The following is a 19497-nucleotide window of genomic DNA, read 5'->3' as shown; positions in this document are numbered from 1 at the left end:
GGTACGGAAAGTGAGAACACGCGTCGGAGGTGCCGCCTGCCCGAAGACAGAGCCCTCCCCAGCGACCTCTAAATCCGCAACACCTGGAGTGCGAGCACGCGATCGGTCGCGAACGCGCCTGACCGCCCTTGCTCATTCGGCGCCGATCGAAGCGGCGACGGCACGTGCTGTTCGCCGACCGCAGGGGAAGCTGATACGGCGAGAACGATCGGCGACGCCACGAAGAGGCAGGCGTGCATCCCACCGTGGGACATCGCATCCGTGCATGCGGTGCCGGCCTCGCCCGAATCCGCTGCCTGCCGATGACCGGCACCAGCGGTCGCAGCAGCCGTTGGATCCGGCGGCATCGGGGTGGCTGTGGCTGCAGAGGCCGACGACATCCGCATGTTCATGGATGCATCGAGCATGCTGTGCATTGCAGTGATGCCCACGACGAGGATGAGCGTGATCACGACACGTGTGGCGATGCGCAACGTGCGCGCTGCACGCAACCGCTCGAGCCGGATCATACGTTCCACGGTACCCGCTACGGGTATGCCGTACCTGAACCAAGAGTGCGAGTTGACCAGAGCACTTGGGGGAACGTCTGCGGTGTCGCCGCTAGACGGGCAGTGTCGTTCCACCGATCATCGCCTGGAGGCTGTAGATCCATGCGGTCCAGAGGCCGGTGATCATGAGTACACCGATCACGATGAGGAGGATGCCGCCCGCCAGGTTCACGGCGCGGATGTGACGGCGGAGGAACGCGACCGCGCCGGCGGCCCAGGTGAATCCGAAGGCGATCAGGATGAAGGGAACGCCGAGCCCGAGGGCGTAGAAACCGGTCAGTAGGGCACCGCGGGCCGCGGATTGGCTGGACAGGCTGAGCGAGAGAACCGCGGCCAGCGTCGGACCGATGCACGGCGTCCAGCCGAGTCCGAACACCATGCCGAGAAGTGGTGCTCCCGCGACGCCGGTCGAGGGTCGGGCGGGGAGCTTGATCGTGCGCTGCAGGAGGGAGAACGCGCCGACGAACGCCAATCCCATGAGCACGACGATGATGCCGAGGACTCTGGTGAGAACGTCTTGCCAGCGGATCAGCCAGGAGCCGAATGCGCCCGCTGCGGCACCATACGCGATGAACACCACAGCGAACCCGAGGACGAAGAGCACCACTCCCGCCACGGTGCGCCGACGTGAGCGTCCAGCGGTACCATCGGCCATTCCGCTGACATAGCCGAGGTAGCCCGGTACGAGCGGCAGGACGCAGGGCGAGGCGAACGAGACGGCGCCGGCGAGGATCGCGACGGGGATGGCAAGAAGAAGCTGGCCGTTGGAGACGATCGCTGCGAATGCCGATCCCATTACCGGGAGCCTGTCCTGATCAGTATGGCGATGCTGGTGGTCTCCCGACTCACTTCTGGCTCACGGTTATTGCTCCGGCAAGGATGAGCAGGCCGGCCATGGGATAGCCGGCTGCGAGATCGATCCAACCCGGCGGTTGGGCACCGAAGGCTCCGAGATGGGCGAGCCAATGTTGCAGCGCGACCGCTGCACCAACGGACATGACGCTCCAGCCGATCACGCGGAATCGTCGTTTGCGTCGGTAGGCCGCGCGGAGCTGTTCAGGCGTCTTCTCAATCTCCGCGTGCGTCGAACGCTTGCGCGGCGGTTCGTTCTTCTTGGGCACGAATATGTCCTTTCGGTTCGAATGGCGGCTCATACGTCTCGTGTTCAGAGGCCGCTGTAGGAGTGGAGACCCTTGAAGAAGACGTTGACGATGCCGAAGTTGAACATCACGGCGCTGAACCCGATGAGTGCCAACCACGCCGACCGCGAACCGCGCCAGCCGCGGGTCGCCCGGGCGTGGATGTACCCGGCGTAGAGGACCCAGATGATGAACGTCCAGACTTCTTTGGTGTCCCAACCCCAGTAGCGGCCCCAGGCCTTCTCTGCCCAGATCGCGCCGGCGATGAGAGTGAAGGTCCAGAGGATGAATCCGACGATGTTCATCCGGTAGGCGAGGTTCTCCAGCGCCGCCCATTTCGGCAGGGTGCGAAGGAAGGCGAACTGCGGCGGCCGCGCATCGGTCTCTTGACGCTCTCGTCGCGCCTTCAGGAGCTGAACGCCGGAAAGCGCGAACCCGAGAGCGAAGAAGCCGGTGGCGATGATCGCGACGATGACATGGATCACCAGCCAGTACGACTGCAGCGCCGGAGGCAGCGGTGCGACGGGAACGTAGTACCGTGCGCTTGCGATTCCCAGCAGCAGGAGTACGAGTCCGATGACGAACGTGCCCAGGAACCGGAGGTCGTACTTGAGTGTCACGAGCAGGAAGACACCGACGATGATGAGGGTGCCGGTCATGGAGAACTCCCACATGTTCGCCCACGGGACGCGGCCGGCGGCAATTCCTCGAAGAACGTCCGCCCCTAGGTGCAGGCCGAATCCCACGAGCGTCAGCACGAATGCGGCACGCAACACTCCGGACGTCTGCGGCCGCTCTTCATGGGCGTCCGCGCTCGTGGTCGACTGGCGGACGAGGACACCCGTGTTCCCTATGGCATTCGCGAGCCTCGTGGTCGAGGTCGGGGTTTCGGCTTCGGCATGCCGGGCGACCGCGCTGATCACGGTGACCGAGGGGGAACGTCGACGGGCGAGATCGAGGGCGAAGGTCACGAACGCGGCGGCGTAGATCGCGATGGCCCCGATGATGAGCAGCAGCGAAAGCTGCGACAGTGTGTCGGTCATGTTGTTCTCCTTGTGTCCTCTTCTGGGTGCCGACCATCTGATGCGCCGGGGTCGCGGTTGCGAAGGGCCTCGATGTGGTTCTGTGCCAGCGTTTCGACCACCGTCTCGAGTTGTGGGTCATCGCCCCGAGCCAGGCCCGCATACTCGAGTCGGAGCGGTCCGGATGCCTGCCCGATCGCCTTCACCCACAGCCTTCGACGAGGCACGAAGAGCGATGTGAGGAGGCCGCCGAACGCGCAGACCGTGAACAGAAGCACCCAGCCTTGGGCCGGATCGTGGTTCACCTGGAAGGAGGCGAACCGGGAGACGCCGTCCAGGGACACCGAGCCCAGCCCGTCGGGAAGCTGTTGACTGTACCCGGGAGCAAGCTCGATCGATTTCACGCCGGTGCTCACGCCGGTCAGTTGTTTCAACCGGGACGTGTCCAGGGTGTACACGGACCGGGGCACTCCGCCGTTCAACCCGAGGTCACCCGAATAGACATTCAGGGTGAGCATCGGTGCCTTCACGTCCGGATAGGACGAGTAGAAGGCGCCGTTCTGCGCCACCGCTTTGGTCGGGTAGAAGAATCCCATCATCCCGATCTGCTGCTGGAGGCCGTCGGGCACTTTCACGACTCCGAGGGATGTGAGGTTCGAATCCTGGGGCAGGAACGGGACGAAGTCGCTGAAGACGACGTGCCCTCGTGGATCGCGGACCGTGATGTGCGGCGCGTAGCCGTTCCCGAGCAGGTACACGTTGGTGCCGCCGATGTTCAGCGGCTCGTTGACCTTGATCGTGGTCTTGTAGCCGTTCCGGGAGTCCTGAGTGCGAGCGGTGACAGTCGCGGTGTAGTCCGTCGGCAGCCCGCGAGCATCCTTGTTCTGCGTCTCATACGTGACGGCCAACTTGTCCAGCCGGATCGAGTACGGCGACAGTTCGGCGTCGGTGAAGAAGCGGCCCGGGTTGAAGGAGTCGTACGCGGCGAGGGTGTTGATCATGGTCTGTCCCTCGACGACGACGCGGTTGCCGTTGTACCCGAAGCCGCCGCCGATACCGACCGTGATCAGGATGCCGAGCAACGCGATGTGGAAGACCAGGTTGCCGGCCTCGCGAAGGTAGCCGCGTTCGGCGCTGACCGAGAGCTCGGTGCTGTCTTTCGTCTGGGCACCCTCGAATACCGCGACCCGGTATCCGCGCCTGCGCAGCAAGGATCGCGCGGCGGCGATCGCGTCCGGGGCCGTCACCGCGCTGCCAGTAGCCTTTCCGTCGTCGTTCAGGTCGAGGGCGATGAAGCCGGGCATCCGCGACAGGCGAGCCGGCGTGCGGGGCGGAGCGGTGCGGATCGCCCGCAGGTGATGGACGGTGCGTGGCAGTACGCATCCGATCAGCGAGAGGAACAGCAGCAGGTAGATGCTGGAGAACCAGAACGAGGTGTAGGCGTCGAATACCTGGAACTTGTCGAGGATCGGGGCCAGACCCGGGTTCTCCTTGAAGTACTGGACCACACCGTTCGGATCGGCAGTGCGTTGTGGGAACAGCGAGCCGGGGACTGCAGCGAGGGCGAGCAGCAACAGCAGGAACAGTGCCGTGCGCATGCTCGTCAGCTGCCGCCATGCCCAGCGCCCCCAGCCGATGATTCCCAGGCGCGGTTGTGACACGGCGGTCGGGGTGCGTTCAGTCGGCTCTGCGTCGATGCGCTCAGTCGATCGAGTCATCGCACCTCCCGTTCAGGATGGAGGACCGATCACGCACGATTCCCGCTCTCGGAAGTCGGGACCCGATCGGACTCGCGGACTGAACTGTTGTTCGCGGTCCGTGGTGGGTGTCCGGGGAGGTAGGGGTCGGGTTCGGTGTCGGGGTGTCGTCTGGTTTGGATGACGAGGAGCACGATGCCGGCGGCGATGGCGGTGAAGGATGCCCAGTCGTTGGCGGGGATGCCGAGGAAGCCGTCGCTGGTCGGGTCGATGCGGATGGCTTCCAGCCAGCTGCGGCCGATGCCGTACCAGATCAGGTAGGTCGCGAAGGCGCGACCCCATCGCAGGTTCAGTCGTCGTTCCAGGATCAGGATGATGGCCACTCCGGTCAGGTTCCAGAGGATCTCGTAGAGGAACAGGGGATGGAACAGGGTGCCGGCGGGGAGGCCGGGCGGGAACTTCGGGTTCGTCGACTCGATCTGCAACCCCCAGGGCAGTGTGGTGGGCAGGCCGAAGAGTTCGTGGTTGAAGTAGTTCCCGAACCGGCCCAACGATTGTGCGACCAGCAGGCCAGGGGCGAGAGCGTCGGCGAAGGACCAGAATCGGATTCCGGCGCGACGGCATCCGATCAGGGCACCCACCGCGCCGCCGAGAAGGGAACCGTAGAGGGCGTTGCCGCCGTCCCAGATCGCGAACACGTTCCACAGATTCGCGCCGGGATAGAAGTAGTCGCCTGTGTGCGTGAACACGTGGTAGAAACGGGCCCCGACCAGGCCCAGCGGCACCGCCCAGATCAGGATGTCGATCACCACACCGCGAGGCGCACCACGGCGATGCAGCCGGGAGGACGTGATCAGCACGGCAGCGATGATCCCCGCCAGAATGCACAATGCATACGTGTGGATCGTCAACGGACCCAGCTGGAACTTCGCCCACGCCGGATCAGGGCTCGGGATGCTGAACGGATGAAACATGAGTCGTCTTTCGTGATGTAGGTGGCAGAAGGAACTGCCGGTGTGTCGCTATTGGCTGGGCTCTTTCAGAACGGTTGTGATCAGAGCCTCGAGTACGGATGCGTCCGGAATCTTGCCGAGCACTCGCGCCGCGACCCGACCATTTCTGTCCAGCACGATCGTCGTGGGGACCGCGTTCGGCGCCACCACCCCACTGAACGCCAATTGCATGGTGCCTCTGTCGACATCGAGCACTGACGGGTAGGTGATGCCGAACTCGGAGGCGAAGGAACGCGCGGTCGCAGCCTGGTCGCGCACATTGACGCCGAGGAAGCGCACACCTTGCGACGAGAACGCGGTGTAGGTCTTCTCGAGGTCGGGTGCTTCGGCGCGGCAGGGCGGGCATCCGGCATACCAGAAGTTCACGACGACGACGCGACCGGTATAGGCGCTCGATGTGATCGGTGTTCCGTCTTCGAGGTCCGCGGAGAAGCGAATCGGCTTGCCCCGATTCTTCACCGTGATCTCGGTGATGGAACCATCGCCTGCGACGTAGTTCTTACTGCTGCCGTCACGGTATTGCTGTGCCAGCGCGTCATTGGTGCACCCGGCGAGTCCAAGGCTCAGCAACAACGCCGTGCTGACGGCGAGAACCACACGAGCCCGGACGCGCGCGCGCAGGCGACCTGCCTGCGCGTCGCGGTCGTTTCGAGCGAACACTCTCAGCCCACCCTTTGCGTGAGCCAGGCGTAGGGGTCGACGAAGGCGCCTTCGACCATGATGCCCAAGTGCAGATGAGGACCGGTGCTGGCGCCGGTGCTCCCGACAAGACCGACCAGCTGGCCGACGGTGACGCTTTCACCGGCTCGCAACGCGAGTGAGCCGAGCTGCATGTGCGCGTACAGACTGCTCACCATCTCTCCACCGATCCGGTGGTCGATGATCGCGCACACGCCCAGAGCACCGGATGGATTGCCCACTTCTCGCACCACACCGTCGGCGATGGCGTAGATCGGAGTACCGGCCCCCGGATTGATGTCGATGCCCTCGTGATATGAGGAACAACCGGCGCATGGGGCAGTCCGGTACCCGAATCCATCGCTGATCGGCGCCGCGACATCCAGCGGCCAGCGGATCGAACCACCGGCGACTTTCGAAACGATGATCCCGCTGCTGCGGTCGGATGCGGAGGGTTTAGGTGCAGCGGCGGACGCGTAGGTGTCGCGCGCGACAGGAGCGGACTCGCCGGAGGCGACTTGAAGGGTTTGTCTCTCGTGAGTTGCGGATGCCACACGATTGACCAAAGGTGCGGTGGAGGACGGCACGGTCGCGTAAGCAGGCAGAGCATACGTGCCGGTCAGCAAGGCGGCAATAAGCAGACTCATCGCCGATGCGGCTTGCCGCCGTCTCACGGCCGACCGATTGTGTGGACGTTTCCGGCTCCCGCGACCGTTGCGACCGCCGAGGCGCTCCGCATCCCGGCGTTCACGCCTCGACGAGTAGTTGTCTGACGGACCCTCCCGGTGAGAACCGTGGGCCCTATGAATAGTCATGTTGGTGTTGGAGCTCCGAACCTTTCGCAGGCATGTCAACAACGACATGTCTGCGGTGCTGTGATCTGTGGTCGATGGTTACGGTGAATCCGTCGACCGACGTGCGAGGAGAGTGCCGTCGGAGGCGTTCGACACGAAATGTCGAGCTACGCGGATCCGCCACCCAAACGGGCACGGCAGCGCCATACAAAGGGACGCGAAGACGCGTTCCCGAGGCGCTGGTCTATGACCAGGAGATCAGGTTCGGCTAATCGAAAGGGATACCAGAGAAGGCGGGCTGAGTGACCGTAACGTGCCCACCGCGCAAAGCATCGCTCGCAGCCGGGACATCATGCCAAGGAGAGGCCCACCACCGAAGGCGAGCAGCGCAAACCCGAAGAGAACGACTACCAGAGCGCAATCTGCGGCCGTGAAAGCGGTGTGTGAATCACAGGCGGAGTCACATTGAGGTGACGGGCTGGTACGGCTGCTTTCGACGCTGCCCATGCTCGGGGAGGCCGAACCTGCATCATGCGCGGACCTGCTGACAGAGACGGGCTGCTGAGCCGCCGCGGCCACCGGATGAGACGAGGCCGACGGCTGATGCTCGCTCACCGTCGACATGGCGAACATGCAGAGGGCAAGGGCGAACATAGCGAAAAGGCTCACGATCGCCAGACGGGCGCGCTTCGACGTGAGCACGATTCGGTGTGCGCGTCGAGTCAGATGCATGTGTCCGGATCCCTGAAGTCGTCGAGGTACGCCAGCATCATACCGGCGGATCTTGTGCCGCTCTCTCCAAGGTCCCGGCTACTCCCGTTCGAACCGTGCGACTCATGCCGGCGCGCACCTTGGCGAGGAAGTACTCGTGGAACCGGTGCTCGCCGGTGAGCTCGGGGTGGAAGCTCGTGGCGATGAGGGCACCCTGCTCGACGGCGACCACACGTCCGTCCTCCAGCGTCGCCAGCGGCGTCACCCGTTCGCAGACCGACTCGACCACCGGGCCTCTGATGAAGGCGGCGTGCACCGGCTCGTTTCCGAGCGCTGGGATCTGCAGATCGGTCTCGAACGACTGGTTCTGCGAGCCGAACGCGTTCCGCCGCACGGTGATGTCGAGCCCGCCGAGCGTCTGCTGGCCGACGATGCCATCGAGGATGCGATCGGCCAGCATGATCAGGCCGGCACACGTGCCGAACACGGGCATCCCCTCCGCGATCCCCTGCCGAAGCGGCTCGAAGAGCCCGAACTCGCGAGCCAGCTTGTCCATCACGCTCGACTCGCCGCCGGGGATCACCAGGCCGTCGATGCGCTCGAGGTCCTCCGGCCTGCGCACCAGGGCGACGCCGGCGCCGAGGGATGCCAGCACGCGGGCATGCTCCCTGAAGTCGCCCTGGAGGGCGAGCACGCCGACGCGGACGGCAGACGCCGACGTGAACGCCGAGTCCTCGCGAAGCGTCACCAGCCGCGCTCGGCGAGCCGGTGCGGTGCTGGGAGGTCGCCGACGTTGATCCCGACCATCGCCTCGCCCAGGCCACGCGATGCGTCGGCGATGATCGACGGATCATCGTAGAACGTGGTTGCCTTGACGATGGCGGCCGCGCGCTTCGCCGGGTCACCTGACTTGAAGATGCCGGAGCCGACGAAGACGCCGTCGGCGCCCAGCTGCATCATCATCGCAGCATCCGCCGGGGTGGCGACGCCGCCCGCGGTGAACAGCACCACCGGGAGCTTGCCGGTCTCGGCGATCTCCGCGACCAGGTCGTACGGGGCCTGGAGCTCCTTCGCCGCCACGTACAGCTCGTCCTTCGTCATCGACTTGAGGGCGTTGATCTCGCCAGTGATCTTGCGGATGTGCTTGGTCGCCTCCGAGACGTCGCCCGTGCCCGCCTCGCCCTTGGACCGGATCATCGCCGCGCCCTCGTTGATGCGTCGAAGGGCCTCGCCCAGGTTCGTGGCTCCGCAGACGAACGGAACCGTGAAGCCCCACTTGTCGATGTGATTCACGTAATCAGCGGGCGAGAGGACCTCGGACTCGTCGATGTAGTCGACGTCCAGCGCCTGGAGCACCTGAGCCTCGACGAAGTGCCCTATGCGGGCCTTGGCCATCACAGGGATCGACACCTCGGCGATGATCGCCTCGATCAGGTCCGGATTGCTCATGCGTGCCACGCCGCCCTGGGCGCGGATATCTGCGGGCACGCGCTCGAGAGCCATCACGGCGACAGCGCCCGCGTCCTCGGCGATGCGCGCCTGCTCCGGCGTGACGACGTCCATGATGACGCCGCCCTTGAGCATCTCCGCCAGTCCGCGCTTGACGCGGGTGGACCCAAACTCACCAGAGACAGAAGCGTTGGTCATGAGGGCAATCGTAGAACGGGAAGTTGAACCGGCGGACATCAGCAGGGGCGAAACCACGCGCACGTACATCACTCACTTCAAGCGCTGGCGGGGGCTACTAGGCACACCCGCATGCGACCCAGCTGTCACAGCCAGCGAGTCGAGCGTGGCCACATGAAGCCTTCGCCGGGACGAAGACAGTTGGGAACGGCAGCAAGCTGGAGACGGCGAGGGACAGCTGAAGGACGGAAAGGGTAGACGGCCTGATGCAATGAATCAGTTCCGAGAGCCAGATGGTCGCAAATCGTAGGTTGAAATCGTTGATGCACGCAGGCACTTTCTGTGAGGTGCGCGCCAAAATCGCCGGTCTCGGCGAAGAGTAGGTGTGAGGGGTGGAATTGCACGGTGGAAGCGGGGCGAGGCTTCGCAGGGGGTGAAGCAGGCGGTCGCGTACGCCTTTGGCGGTGTCTGCGACGCGACCCTAACCGCTAAGGATGCTGACGGGGTGATCGCTGCTGCGGACTATGCGGACGCGGTGATGACCCGGTACATCTGCGAAGACAACGTTATCCGGGACGACCTCCTTACCCGGAAGCAGTTGCGCGCGTGGGTGGACGGGATCGACCCCCTCACTGGGGAACGGCGCGGCCGTGACCTCGAGTCCCCGGTTGCTGACTTGGTCCTTGATGCGACGGTGAATGCGCCGAAGTCGTTCTCCATTGCGGCGCTCCTGGATCCGGAGCTCAATGCAGCGTATGAGGATCTGCAGGACCGGTTACGGGACCGGATCATCCACCTCTGGCAGACCGAACTCAACGCACGAAGGGGTGCCGGCGGCCTGATCCGGGAGGGCCTGGCTCGGGTTGAGGTGGTGGAGCTGAAGCATGAACGGTCCAGGTCGTTGGATCCGCACAAGCACCGCCACCTCTGGCTGAACGTGAAAGTCCAAGGCCGAGACGGTCGGTGGTCGAACCTGGACACCAGGGTGGCGCTGCGGTTCCAGAACGTAGTGAACGCGGAAGGCGACCTCGCCGCCCGCACCGACCCGGCCTGGATCCACGCCCTCGCCGTCAAGGGGTTCACGCTCAACGCGGACGGGGAGATCCAGCAGCTGGCGCATTTGGTGCGGCCGTTGTCGAAGCGGTCCGCGCAGATCGAGACCAACCGGGCAAAGCGGCTGGAGTGGTGGCGGGGTCAGCATCCCGGTGAGGAACCGTCCCGGGATGTACTGAACCAGATCGACCGGTGGGCCTGGGCCGCTGGGCGCCCGAACAAGCCCCGCGACCTCGATGAGGGCAACTGGGCAGGCATCGTTCGGAACGAGATCCACGCGGCCGACCCGAGCGTGACCGCGCGACCAGCGGTGGCCGTCACCCCGGTCACCCTTGCGGACATTGGCCTGGACTTGGTGGCCGCTCGGGCGGTGGTGGATGCGGATGGCCGCTCCACGGGCACGGGTGGCCGGTTCTCCGTGTTTGATGTCCGCGCCGGTATCCTCCGTGCCCTCTCCGCCACCGGACTGGTCACCGAGCGCGACGACCTGACGTCGCTGGTCGACGAGCTGGTGGTCAAGGCTGTGGCCGCGCATACGGTCCGTCTCCTCGAGAAGGATGTCGTGCCTGATCACCTGAAGCATCTCGTGGCCACCGAGACCGTCGTGGCGAAGTACTCGCTGGCCAACAAACTTGAACTCCTCCCGGAGGGAGGTGTTCGCGTGCCGGATGCGGCGATCGTAAAGATCGCCGCGGCAGTTGATCCAGGCCGCAGGTTGGACAACGGGCAGGTGATGGGTGCAGGCGTGATTGCGGGGACGGCGAGGCTTGTGACGGTCATCGGTGCGGCCGGTACGGGGAAGACGACGATGCTGAAGATGGCCGCGGCAGCACTGAAGATGCAGAACCATCGAATGATCGTCGTCGCGCCGACGAAGAAGGCCGCCACCGTCGCCGGCCGCGAGATCGGCAGCGATTCGTCCTCCCTCCACCAGCTTCTGCACGCATACGGGTGGAGGTGGAGTGAAGATGCAAGCGGGCGCATCGTGTGGTCACGTCTCCACATCGGCGAGGTCGATCCCACAACGCAGCGACCGTTCGAGGGAGTTGACGGTGAGCCGTTGCAGTCGGGCGACCGGATCGTGGTCGACGAGGCCGGCATGCTCGATCTCGACGCCGCTAACGCGCTCGTTCAACTCGCCCTCGAAACCGGAGCGGGACTCGCCGCCGTCGGTGATCCCAACCAGGCGCTCCCCGTTGGGCACTCCGGAGCTTTGGATCTTATTCGAGGCAGCAGTTCAGAAATTGTCGAGCTGGCGGATGTCCATCGGTTCAAGGATCCGGAGTGGGGTCGGTTCACGCTCGAGCTGAGGCGTGCTGAGACGGTCGAGGATCGACACAGCCTGGCAACGCGACTCATCGAGACCGGACACGTCCAGCTGGCCAACAACACGACCGCGGTCGAATCGGCGATGACTGATGCGTGGTTCGATGCGACGAACCGGCGAGAAACGATCTCCCTCATCACCGCGACCCACAGCGAGGCCCAGGCCGTCAGCGAGTCGATCCAAGCCCGACGAATCCAAACCGGCGCCCTCTCCACCCAGCGGGTTGCTCTCGGGCAGGCCGGCCAGACACTGCTGGAAGGCGACATCGTTCAGACCCGTCGCAACAACGGCCGCTCAGGAGTCGAGAACCGGCAGAACTGGATCCTCCACCAGATCACCGGCGACGGTCTCGTGTTGACCAGCGTGAACGATTCGACGCAGTTCCGGAAAGTCAGCCACGATTACGCCGCCCACCACATGCACCTGGGATACGCCAGCACCGTCTACGGGGCACAAGGCGAAACCACAGACCGGTCACTCGTTGGCCCCCGCGTCGACGCCGCCGGCCTCTACGTCGGATTGACCCGCGGACGGCTCAGCAACAACATCATCCTCACCGCACCAACGCTGCGCGCCGCTGCAGCCGAGCTGACAGAGATGATGCAACGCGGCAATGTCGAACCCACCATCCAAGCCTCCCGCGACGCCGCCCGCGAAGAACTGAACCGTGCGGCCGCCGCGGCTGCGACCAGGCAACCAGGACCCGTCATAGCTTCGGCAGGGCTGGGCCGCTAAGGCAGGCGATAAGAACGGCAGATCGGCACCGCCACCCGATTCCGCGGCTCAATGTCGCCGGCCCGAGCAACGTACGCAATCAAGGGAATCCCGTGAGCGTTGGCGAGTTCTCCAGCGTCAGGGAAACACCCCCCGGAGTGGAATACGAGGCTGTGCCGACCATCCGACGCCGAGAGCATAACCGCTCGCTGTACAAGCGGAACTTCGATGTTCCCGATCCGGTTCTCGACCAACGCGACGTATCGGGAGCTGTAGAGATCGCAGATTTCCGCTGTTGCACCCTCAGCGACCACCGTGTCCTCCTCCCCGAGATAGACCATCCACTCGCGACAGAACTCAACCGCCGCCGACTGGGATGAACCAACAGGACGTGGCCTTGGGCGCTGTGAAAGATCGGACACACCTCGAGAATCCTCCTGCGCCCAGACAAATCGCTACATCTCCGCCTGATTGGCTGGAGCTGACTCTGACGCACAAGCCGTGGGGCTACCGTTCGCGTTCTCCTAAGTCAGCATCCACGGGTGTTGGCCCGGGCAGGACAGGATGGACGCCTGACTCGAGCAAGCTCGCAGCGGTAGGTCTGCTCCGTCATTAGCTAGAGGCCAGACCGGAGACGCAACGGGCGCACACCGGTGCCGGATAGCGCGAGCGCCCAAGGACCCCGGCCCAACTTGATGACCTCGCGCCGCAACCGTGCTTCGTGGGCGAGGAACAGCTCGAGCTGTTCTCGGGGTCCCAGGTCCCGCTTCGCGCCTATCCACACGGAACAGATTCCGTATTCGACGTACGCCGCGAATTCGGCCGGACGGGTGCGGATGTGCTTGTCACGCGTGATCACGATGAGGCGACGAGCACCAACGATCGGCATCCAGTCCAGATCCGCGGTTCCGAGGGGAACCTCGGGAAGGTCCTCATGCCCGGGGTAGAGCACATCGTCACGGCCACTACGACGAAGGAGCTTGCCAAGGCCCAGGGTGTTCTCGTCGGTGAAGTACACCGGCTCGAACAGGCGAGCCATCAGGCGGCGCGCCCGCTTCCGGCGATCAGCTCGAACCGGATCGCCTCGTCCACCTGATCAACACTGAGGTCATAGAGGTCGGCAAGCTCTTCGCGTGAGGTCCCCGCACGGTAATCCTCGGCCAACGCATCAGTGCGCACGTTCCTGATCGCCGGCTGGCCGAAGGCGTGCGCAGGATCCATCACCACTTCCCGAGTCCGGATACTGGGGATGAGGCGCGCAACGACACCGCCGTCGTACTCGACAGCATCTTTGAACCGCTGTGCCGCGGCGGAGAGCATCACTTGACCATTGCGAACAACCACGAACCGCAGCGGACGGTCGAGACCGGCCTCATCCTGCAGCGCACGCACCAACTCGCGCCCCTCAACATCCAGGAAAGGGCGCGCATGCGCAAGCGGATAACGACCGAACTCGTCACGAAGCCGAACAATCGCAGGACGAAGACGCTGCACCGGTACCAGCTTGTCGCGATACTCGGCAAGAAGCCGCGCCTCGACCATCTCGCCCCACGTCACCGATTCCGTACCGGACGACTCCTCACGCAACACCGGTTCGTAGTAACGGCCCGCACGTTCGTACCCCTCAAGCCACCGCCTCGCGGTACCCGCATGCAGACCAACAAGGCGATCCACATCGGAGTACGAGTAGATCGCTCGATCGAGCAGGGAGACGGCCACATTCGTAATGATCCCACGCTGCACCGACGTCGCCACACGCCACCAGGCGCGTCGCTCCTCGTCAAGCTTCAGCTCTAAGGGGTACCGGCCCCGCTCCACCACGCAAATGCGACGGCCGCACCGGCGGCCGATCATAGCTGCGGCGTCGACTGCGTTCGCTTCGATCACCATTTGCAGACTCCGGCCGTGCCGGCCTCCGCTTAGCAACCGAGACCTCCGCTTACTCCGCCTCCCCCGTGCGCTCTTGATCGCAACCACCGGGACGGCCGCGAAAGCGACCTGGGCGAAGTGATCTCACCAAGCTCGGCGACGCGGAGCACCAACGCGAGACTGAAGGGTGGGTGCGGGCTTCTGACGTGCTCCTGCGAACCGCGCTAGACCGGGCGTGTTAGCCCTGCAGATAGTCGTTCAGTCGGTTCACGCCTTCTGCCGCCTGTTGCGCGAGTTGGTGTGTGTACCGCCGGGAGACATCCTCCGAGGCGTGACCGGAGATGTTCGCGTAGACCACCCACTCGAGCCCGGCATGCTCGGCCATGGTGGTGTACGTATGGCGAAGCCAGTGCATGGTGGCGGGCCGGTCGATTCCCGCTGCGGTGAGCGCACCGCGCAGCGCTCCGTTCATATCAGCATTTGTCAGTGGGCTCCCATCTGGCCGGTGCCATACCAGAGCATGTGGATTGCGGCCCTCGCCCGCGGTGATCCGCCTGCGCAGAATGGCGACGAGTTCGTCTGTGAGTGGGGCGATGCGCGGCTTGTAAGCCTTCGGCCGGACGAGCACCCAGCGTCCCTGCAGCGGGGCTACTTCCAAGTTCGAGGCGATATCGAGCTCCCGCTGTGGGCAGCGGCCGGCGGTCCTTCTGCCGCACGAGGGTTCGCATCCGTGCCGGAACGTGGCTTCAACGAGGGTCCAGGAGACGTGTGCCTTCTTTCCGTCCAGATCGAGGTCCTGGACCCGTAGTCCTCGCAGTTCGCCGTCGCGCGCACCGGAGAGCAATGCCAAAGTCCATCGCGCGTCACCGAGCCTCAGTAGCGCCTGAGCTTCGGCACGCGTGAGCGAGTCGCGATCGACCGGCGCCTGCTTGGGGATGTCGACCGATTCCGCAATGTTGCGGGAGATGAGGCCCTCGTCGACGGCGAAACCGAGCATCGCGGAGAGGGTGCGGTGGGCCGCGGCGACGGTGGCGGGTCCGATTCCGCGCGCGAAGATGGCGGTGTGTAGGCGTCGCACGTCCGATGGCTTCAGGTCTGCGACAACTCGTTTGCCGAGGACCGGCACGATGTTCGTGGACACTTGGGAGCGGTAACCCTGCATGGTCTTCGGCTTCAGCCGCCCTGCCGCGTCGGCAAGCCAGGACTCGGCAAGGTCGGCGACCCGGGTGTGGTGATCGAGCGGGCTGCCGTTCTGCTCGACCTCGTGCATCAGCCGGCGCAGCTTCTGGACGCATTCCTCACGCGTCTTGGCATGCACGTAGACCTGCCGGCGGCGCCCGTCAGACGTGTAGCCGTTGTCGACGACTCCGCGCCACAATCCGCGGCCTTTTAGCTCGTAGAGGCCGCCTTGGCCGTGGTCGCGTCGCTTCGGCACGAGATCAGGCTAAACCTAAGCTCGCGGTAGGTGCACACATTGGTGCACACATGGGCGTGTTATCCCGTGTCGCGCCGTGTCATCCGCGAAGACGAAAAGACCCCGAAATTCCGGGGCTTTTCGCTGTTTTCGTTGGTGCGCCATGAGGGATTCGAACCCCCAACCTTCTGATCCGTAGTCAGATGCTCTATCCGTTGAGCTAATGGCGCATGCTGATCGCCGGGCTGGGCTCGCTGATCAACCTGACGACTATATCAGGCGTGCCGGGTCGTCTCGAAATCGGGCGATGCCGCGTCGCGGCCAGAGGTCACCACCCGTCAGTGTGCGTCGAAAACAGCAGACGGCACCGGAAACAGCAGGATGTCTGCTGCTTCCGGCCCGAGAGCGCGATCCCTGCTGTTCTCGCACACGCAATTCAGACCGCGCAGGTCGGCACGTCAGGCGAGCGCGGCGCGGATGCGGGAGGCGACGGCATCCGCGTCCTCGTCCGACGCATAAGGATGCCGTGGGCCGAGCCAGAAGCGCAGTCCGTCGCCCTTCGACCGCGGGATCACGTGCAGGTGCAGGTGCGGGACCGACTGCGAGACCACGTTGTTGACGATGAGAAGTGAGCCGTCGGCATCCGTCGCGCTCTCGACCGCGCGCACCAGCGCCTGCGACAGCCGGACCCATTCGGCGGCGAGGTCCAAAGGGAGTTCGTCGTAGGTCTGCACGTGCACGACGGGCACCATGAGCACGTGGCCGGGGAACACCGGGTGCGCGTCGAGGAACGCGACGAAATCGTCGTCGCGGTAGACCTCTCGAGCGGATGCCTCGCCCGCCACGATCGCGCAGAACGCGCACTTCTTCGTCGACCCGCGTTCGGTGAACGCCGCCCTGGACTCCGGCATGGGTGTGCTCCGTCCTCACGCGGGGCCTCGCGGGCATGTCCCGCAGACGCCGCCGCTCCGCTGCCCGGTTACGCGAAAATCTCGTCGAAGAAGTCGAGCTGCGCGCGCCAGCTGCGGGCATCCGCCACCGCCCGAAACCGGTCGCCGGGCACGGTGAACGCGTGCGGGGCGCCGCTGTACGTCACGACCTGCCAGTCGACGTTCGGGGCGCCGCGCAACTCGTCCTGGAACGCGTGGATGTCGTCGTCGGTGACCGCGGGATCCGCACCGCCGGTGAGGATGAGCAGCTTGGCGCGAATGGCATCCGCATCGCTCGGCTCGTGCGTGAGCAGCCGGCCGTGGAACGACACGACGCCGCGCACATCCGCCCCGGTGCGGGCGAACTCGAGCGCGGCCGAGCCGCCGAAGCAGTAGCCGATGACCGCGATGCGCGTCTCGTCCACCTGCGGCAGCTCGACCAGCGTGTCGTAGGCGGCCTTCACGCGCGCCCGCAGCAACGGCAGATCGCCGTAATACTGGCCGGCGAGCGCGGAAGCCTGCTCGGGTGACGGGCGCACATCGGCGCCGTAGACATCCGCAGCGAAAGCGACGTAACCAAGCCGGGCCAGCATCTGTGCGCGCAGCTCGACGTTCGGACCAACGCCCAGCCAGTCGTGCACGATGAGGATGCCCGGGCGCGGCTCGGGCGCGGCCGCGTCGTGCGCCACGTATCCCTCGAGTTCGGTGCCGTCGTGGCCGTACGCGATCGGCGCACCCTCGATCCGGGCACCGTCAGGCACCGGGATGCTCGCAAGCAGTTCCTCGTGCGTGGCTGGCAGATCGGTCATCGCTCACTCCTTCGGGTCGAACGAGGATCACGTTACGCGCCGGGCCCTTCGAGTGAGCGAAGCACCACATGCTCCCCGAGCGAGCGGGGCACAGGCGGGAGCGACCCTTCGACTCGCTCCGCTCGCTCAAGGAACACAGCTCGCTCAAGGAGCACAGCTCGCTCAGAGGGCATCGACGGCCGGGGCATCCTGCCTACGCTGGACTCATGGCCGAAGAACTCGCGCACGAGCCGGATGCCCACCGTTACGTGCTGCGCATCGACGACCGCATCGCAAGCGTCGTCGACTACACCGTGCTCGGCGACGCCCTCTCGATGACGCGCACGTTCACGAACCCGACGCTGCGCGGGCGAGGTCTCGCGTCGAAGGTCGTCGAGTTCGCCGTGGACGACGTGGAACAGAACACGAAGTACCAGGTGGTGCCGATGTGCTGGTACGTGGCGCAGTGGTTCGACGAGCACCCCGAGCGGGCGAACCTACTGTCGGCGCGCTCGGCGTAGCCTCGCGGCATGGCCGTCACCAGCATCCTGCTGCTCTCCGTTCCCGTCTCCGATCCCGACCGCGCCCGCGACTTCTACGTCGACACCCTCGGGTTCACCCTCGTGTCGGACACGATGATGGACGGCGATCAGCGCTGGATGCAGGTGGTGCCGCCCGGCGCCGACACCTCGATCACGCTCGTCACCTGGTTCGACACCATGCCGCCCGGCTCGCTGCGCGGCCTCGTGCTCGAGACGGATGATCTCGAAGACGACGTGCATCGCCTCACCAAGGCGGGCGTCGCGTTCGACTCCGGCATCGAACGCGCACCGTGGGGACAGTACGCGCAGTTCAGCGACCCGGACGGCAACGGGCTCATCTTGCAGCAGACAGCGGGGCGGGGCGCGCCGGCCCAGTAGCACCGGATCGAGCCGGAGCACCGAGCAGGGTGGACCCCATCGCGCCGGCTGCGGAACCAACTCAGGCCATGTGCCGCTTCGTGACGCATATATCGATGCGGTGCCACTTTTTCCTGAAATAGTGACAGGTTCAGGCCCTCGATGCCGGACTCGGACCACGGGGTCCGGCTCAGGCGTCCCCAACACTCGCCCAGCCACGCGCTGCCGACCACTCGCCGCCGCTCGCCGACGGCGGGTTGCCGCCAGCCAATCGCCACCACTCGCCGCCGATCGGTTGCCGCCCACTCGCCGCCGATCGGTTGCCGCCACTCGCCGCCGGCCACTCGCCGCCGCTCGCCGCTGGCGGGTTGCCGCTATGCAATCCGCCACCACTCGCCGCCGGCCAATCGCCGCCACGCGACGCCGGCGGGTCCGACTATGTCCGGGCCGCAGTCGCCTGCCGCGACAGCCGCGGAACACCGAACGCGAAGCCGAGCGCCAGGCCGAGCAGCATCGCGACGCCGTGCGCATCACCGGCCACCACGAGCACAACGGCCACCAGTACACCGATGCCGGCGCACACGCGCACGACGAGAGTGTGACCGCGGGACGGGTGGAGGGCATCCCTCGTCCCGATCAGGAGCGCCAGCGCGAAGACGCTGAAGATCAGCCCGTCGTTCGCGAACGAGCTGCCGCCACCGGGCTGCCGCCACGCGAGGGCGAGCAGGTTGAGCACGATCGACGGGACCAGGTAGAGCACGACCGCGCGCCACGGCCCCCAGATCCAGGCGCCGGCGACGAGCGCGAGCAGCACGACGATCAGGTTGAAGATCGCGGCGACGAGGCCGCCGTCCTGCGCCAGCAACGCGGTGAGGATGCGCCACCACTGTCCACCGAGCTCGGCCTGCGGATCGCGGGCGAGGGCATGCGTGATCTGCGGGAACGCCGACTGCAGCAGCGACGGCACTCCGATCACGATGGCGAACACCAGTGCGGGCCACGGGAAGGGTCGGCGCGCGGGGATCATACGCATGCCGACGTTCACGAGCAGCGCCAGCACGATCAGGTGCCCGACGATGCTGATGACGCTCTCGCCGCTGGTGTCCACGCTTTCGAGGATGCCCGTGCCGACGTCCCGCAAGCAAGGTCGCCGCGCGCTCCGCCGCCTCGGTGGTACGGCGTTCGTGGCCGCTCTGCGGGTGGGGTGGCTATTCTCGATGACGACCGTGTGCGTGCTGAGTTACGCGCACGCAACCCTCGGTTCGCGCATCCGTGC

At 65.5% G+C, this 19497-nt stretch carries 20 protein-coding genes and 1 tRNA gene; 4 read left to right on the top strand and 17 right to left on the bottom strand.

Annotated features, from left to right (window positions below; all coding sequences use genetic code 11):
• Positions 1-68: 68 nt before the first annotated feature.
• The 10 genes from H623_RS0106330 to pdxS form a co-directional block, all read right to left on the bottom strand.
• Positions 69-509, bottom strand: a complete 441-nt coding sequence (locus tag H623_RS0106330; protein ID WP_022900103.1) for a hypothetical protein — start codon at positions 507-509, stop codon at positions 69-71.
• Positions 510-600: 91 nt separating this feature from the next.
• A complete protein-coding gene (locus tag H623_RS0106325; RefSeq protein ID WP_022900102.1) occupies positions 601-1344 on the bottom strand; it encodes a cytochrome c biogenesis CcdA family protein in 744 nt (247 codons plus the stop codon).
• A gap of 49 nt (positions 1345-1393) precedes the next feature.
• On the bottom strand, positions 1394-1669 hold the full coding sequence (locus tag H623_RS0106320; RefSeq protein ID WP_033371509.1) for a hypothetical protein: 276 nt from the start codon (positions 1667-1669) through the stop codon (positions 1394-1396).
• Positions 1670-1713: 44 nt separating this feature from the next.
• Positions 1714-2730: a c-type cytochrome biogenesis protein CcsB gene (gene ccsB / locus H623_RS0106315; RefSeq protein ID WP_022900100.1), complete on the bottom strand. Its 1017-nt coding sequence runs from the start codon at positions 2728-2730 to the stop codon at positions 1714-1716.
• Complete coding sequence (resB, locus tag H623_RS18235) at positions 2727-4427, bottom strand: cytochrome c biogenesis protein ResB (protein ID WP_022900099.1); 1701 nt, start codon at positions 4425-4427, stop codon at positions 2727-2729. The genes ccsB and resB overlap by 4 nt, the downstream gene beginning before the upstream one ends.
• A 29-nt stretch (positions 4428-4456) precedes the next feature.
• Positions 4457-5380: a prolipoprotein diacylglyceryl transferase gene (lgt, locus tag H623_RS18230; protein WP_022900098.1), complete on the bottom strand. Its 924-nt coding sequence runs from the start codon at positions 5378-5380 to the stop codon at positions 4457-4459.
• 48 nt (positions 5381-5428) lie between these two features.
• The gene (locus H623_RS0106300; RefSeq protein ID WP_022900097.1) at positions 5429-6079 is read right to left on the bottom strand and encodes a TlpA family protein disulfide reductase; all 651 of its coding nucleotides are present in this window, start codon (positions 6077-6079) and stop codon (positions 5429-5431) included.
• Between the two features lie 2 nt (positions 6080-6081).
• Entirely contained in the window at positions 6082-6744 is a 663-nt protein-coding gene (locus H623_RS18225; protein ID WP_169514896.1) for a M23 family metallopeptidase, read from the bottom strand.
• Between the two features lie 916 nt (positions 6745-7660).
• A complete protein-coding gene (gene pdxT / locus H623_RS18220) occupies positions 7661-8350 on the bottom strand; it encodes a pyridoxal 5'-phosphate synthase glutaminase subunit PdxT (protein WP_022900095.1) in 690 nt (229 codons plus the stop codon).
• Positions 8347-9249: a pyridoxal 5'-phosphate synthase lyase subunit PdxS gene (pdxS, locus tag H623_RS0106285; RefSeq protein ID WP_022900094.1), complete on the bottom strand. Its 903-nt coding sequence runs from the start codon at positions 9247-9249 to the stop codon at positions 8347-8349. The genes pdxT and pdxS overlap by 4 nt, the downstream gene beginning before the upstream one ends.
• A 412-nt stretch (positions 9250-9661) precedes the next feature.
• Here pdxS and H623_RS0106280 point away from each other — a divergent pair, with 412 nt between their 5' ends.
• Together H623_RS0106280 and H623_RS21670 are read left to right on the top strand one after the other, a co-directional pair.
• On the top strand, positions 9662-12343 hold the full coding sequence (locus H623_RS0106280; protein ID WP_245558919.1) for an AAA family ATPase: 2682 nt from the start codon (positions 9662-9664) through the stop codon (positions 12341-12343).
• A gap of 92 nt (positions 12344-12435) precedes the next feature.
• Complete coding sequence (locus H623_RS21670) at positions 12436-12702, top strand: hypothetical protein (RefSeq protein WP_157560893.1); 267 nt, start codon at positions 12436-12438, stop codon at positions 12700-12702.
• Between the two features lie 236 nt (positions 12703-12938).
• Here H623_RS21670 and H623_RS20915 read toward each other — a convergent pair whose 3' ends face one another.
• From H623_RS20915 to H623_RS0106245, 6 genes are all read right to left on the bottom strand, one after another.
• Positions 12939-13361, bottom strand: coding sequence for a PIN-like domain-containing protein (locus H623_RS20915; protein WP_022900091.1), 423 nt, complete (start codon positions 13359-13361; stop codon positions 12939-12941).
• Positions 13361-14212, bottom strand: a complete 852-nt coding sequence (locus H623_RS0106265) for a DUF433 domain-containing protein (RefSeq protein ID WP_084485684.1) — start codon at positions 14210-14212, stop codon at positions 13361-13363. Before H623_RS0106265 ends, H623_RS20915 begins: the two co-directional genes overlap by 1 nt.
• A 217-nt stretch (positions 14213-14429) precedes the next feature.
• The gene (locus tag H623_RS0106260; protein ID WP_146321943.1) at positions 14430-15626 is read right to left on the bottom strand and encodes a tyrosine-type recombinase/integrase; all 1197 of its coding nucleotides are present in this window, start codon (positions 15624-15626) and stop codon (positions 14430-14432) included.
• A gap of 133 nt (positions 15627-15759) precedes the next feature.
• Positions 15760-15835 (bottom strand) — tRNA-Arg (locus H623_RS0106255).
• A gap of 228 nt (positions 15836-16063) precedes the next feature.
• Complete coding sequence (locus tag H623_RS0106250) at positions 16064-16516, bottom strand: HIT family protein (RefSeq protein WP_022900088.1); 453 nt, start codon at positions 16514-16516, stop codon at positions 16064-16066.
• A 68-nt stretch (positions 16517-16584) separates the two neighbouring features.
• The gene (locus H623_RS0106245; protein ID WP_022900087.1) at positions 16585-17343 is read right to left on the bottom strand and encodes a dienelactone hydrolase family protein; all 759 of its coding nucleotides are present in this window, start codon (positions 17341-17343) and stop codon (positions 16585-16587) included.
• Positions 17344-17549: 206 nt separating this feature from the next.
• Here H623_RS0106245 and H623_RS0106240 point away from each other — a divergent pair, with 206 nt between their 5' ends.
• Both H623_RS0106240 and H623_RS0106235 read left to right on the top strand, forming a co-directional pair.
• A complete protein-coding gene (locus H623_RS0106240; protein WP_022900086.1) occupies positions 17550-17843 on the top strand; it encodes a GNAT family N-acetyltransferase in 294 nt (97 codons plus the stop codon).
• 9 nt (positions 17844-17852) lie between these two features.
• Complete coding sequence (locus H623_RS0106235; RefSeq protein WP_022900085.1) at positions 17853-18242, top strand: VOC family protein; 390 nt, start codon at positions 17853-17855, stop codon at positions 18240-18242.
• Positions 18243-18657: 415 nt separating this feature from the next.
• On the opposite strand, the gene H623_RS0106230 is transcribed toward H623_RS0106235, so the two are convergent.
• Positions 18658-19329, bottom strand: a complete 672-nt coding sequence (locus H623_RS0106230; protein WP_033371375.1) for a class-II aminoacyl-tRNA synthetase family protein — start codon at positions 19327-19329, stop codon at positions 18658-18660.
• Positions 19330-19497: the final 168 nt, after the last annotated feature.

Source organism: Humibacter albus DSM 18994 (genome assembly GCF_000421825.1).
GTDB lineage: Bacteria > Actinomycetota > Actinomycetes > Actinomycetales > Microbacteriaceae > Humibacter > Humibacter albus.
The sequence above is the reverse complement of the archived record's forward strand: the minus strand, read 5'-3'. Positions and strand labels throughout refer to the sequence as shown.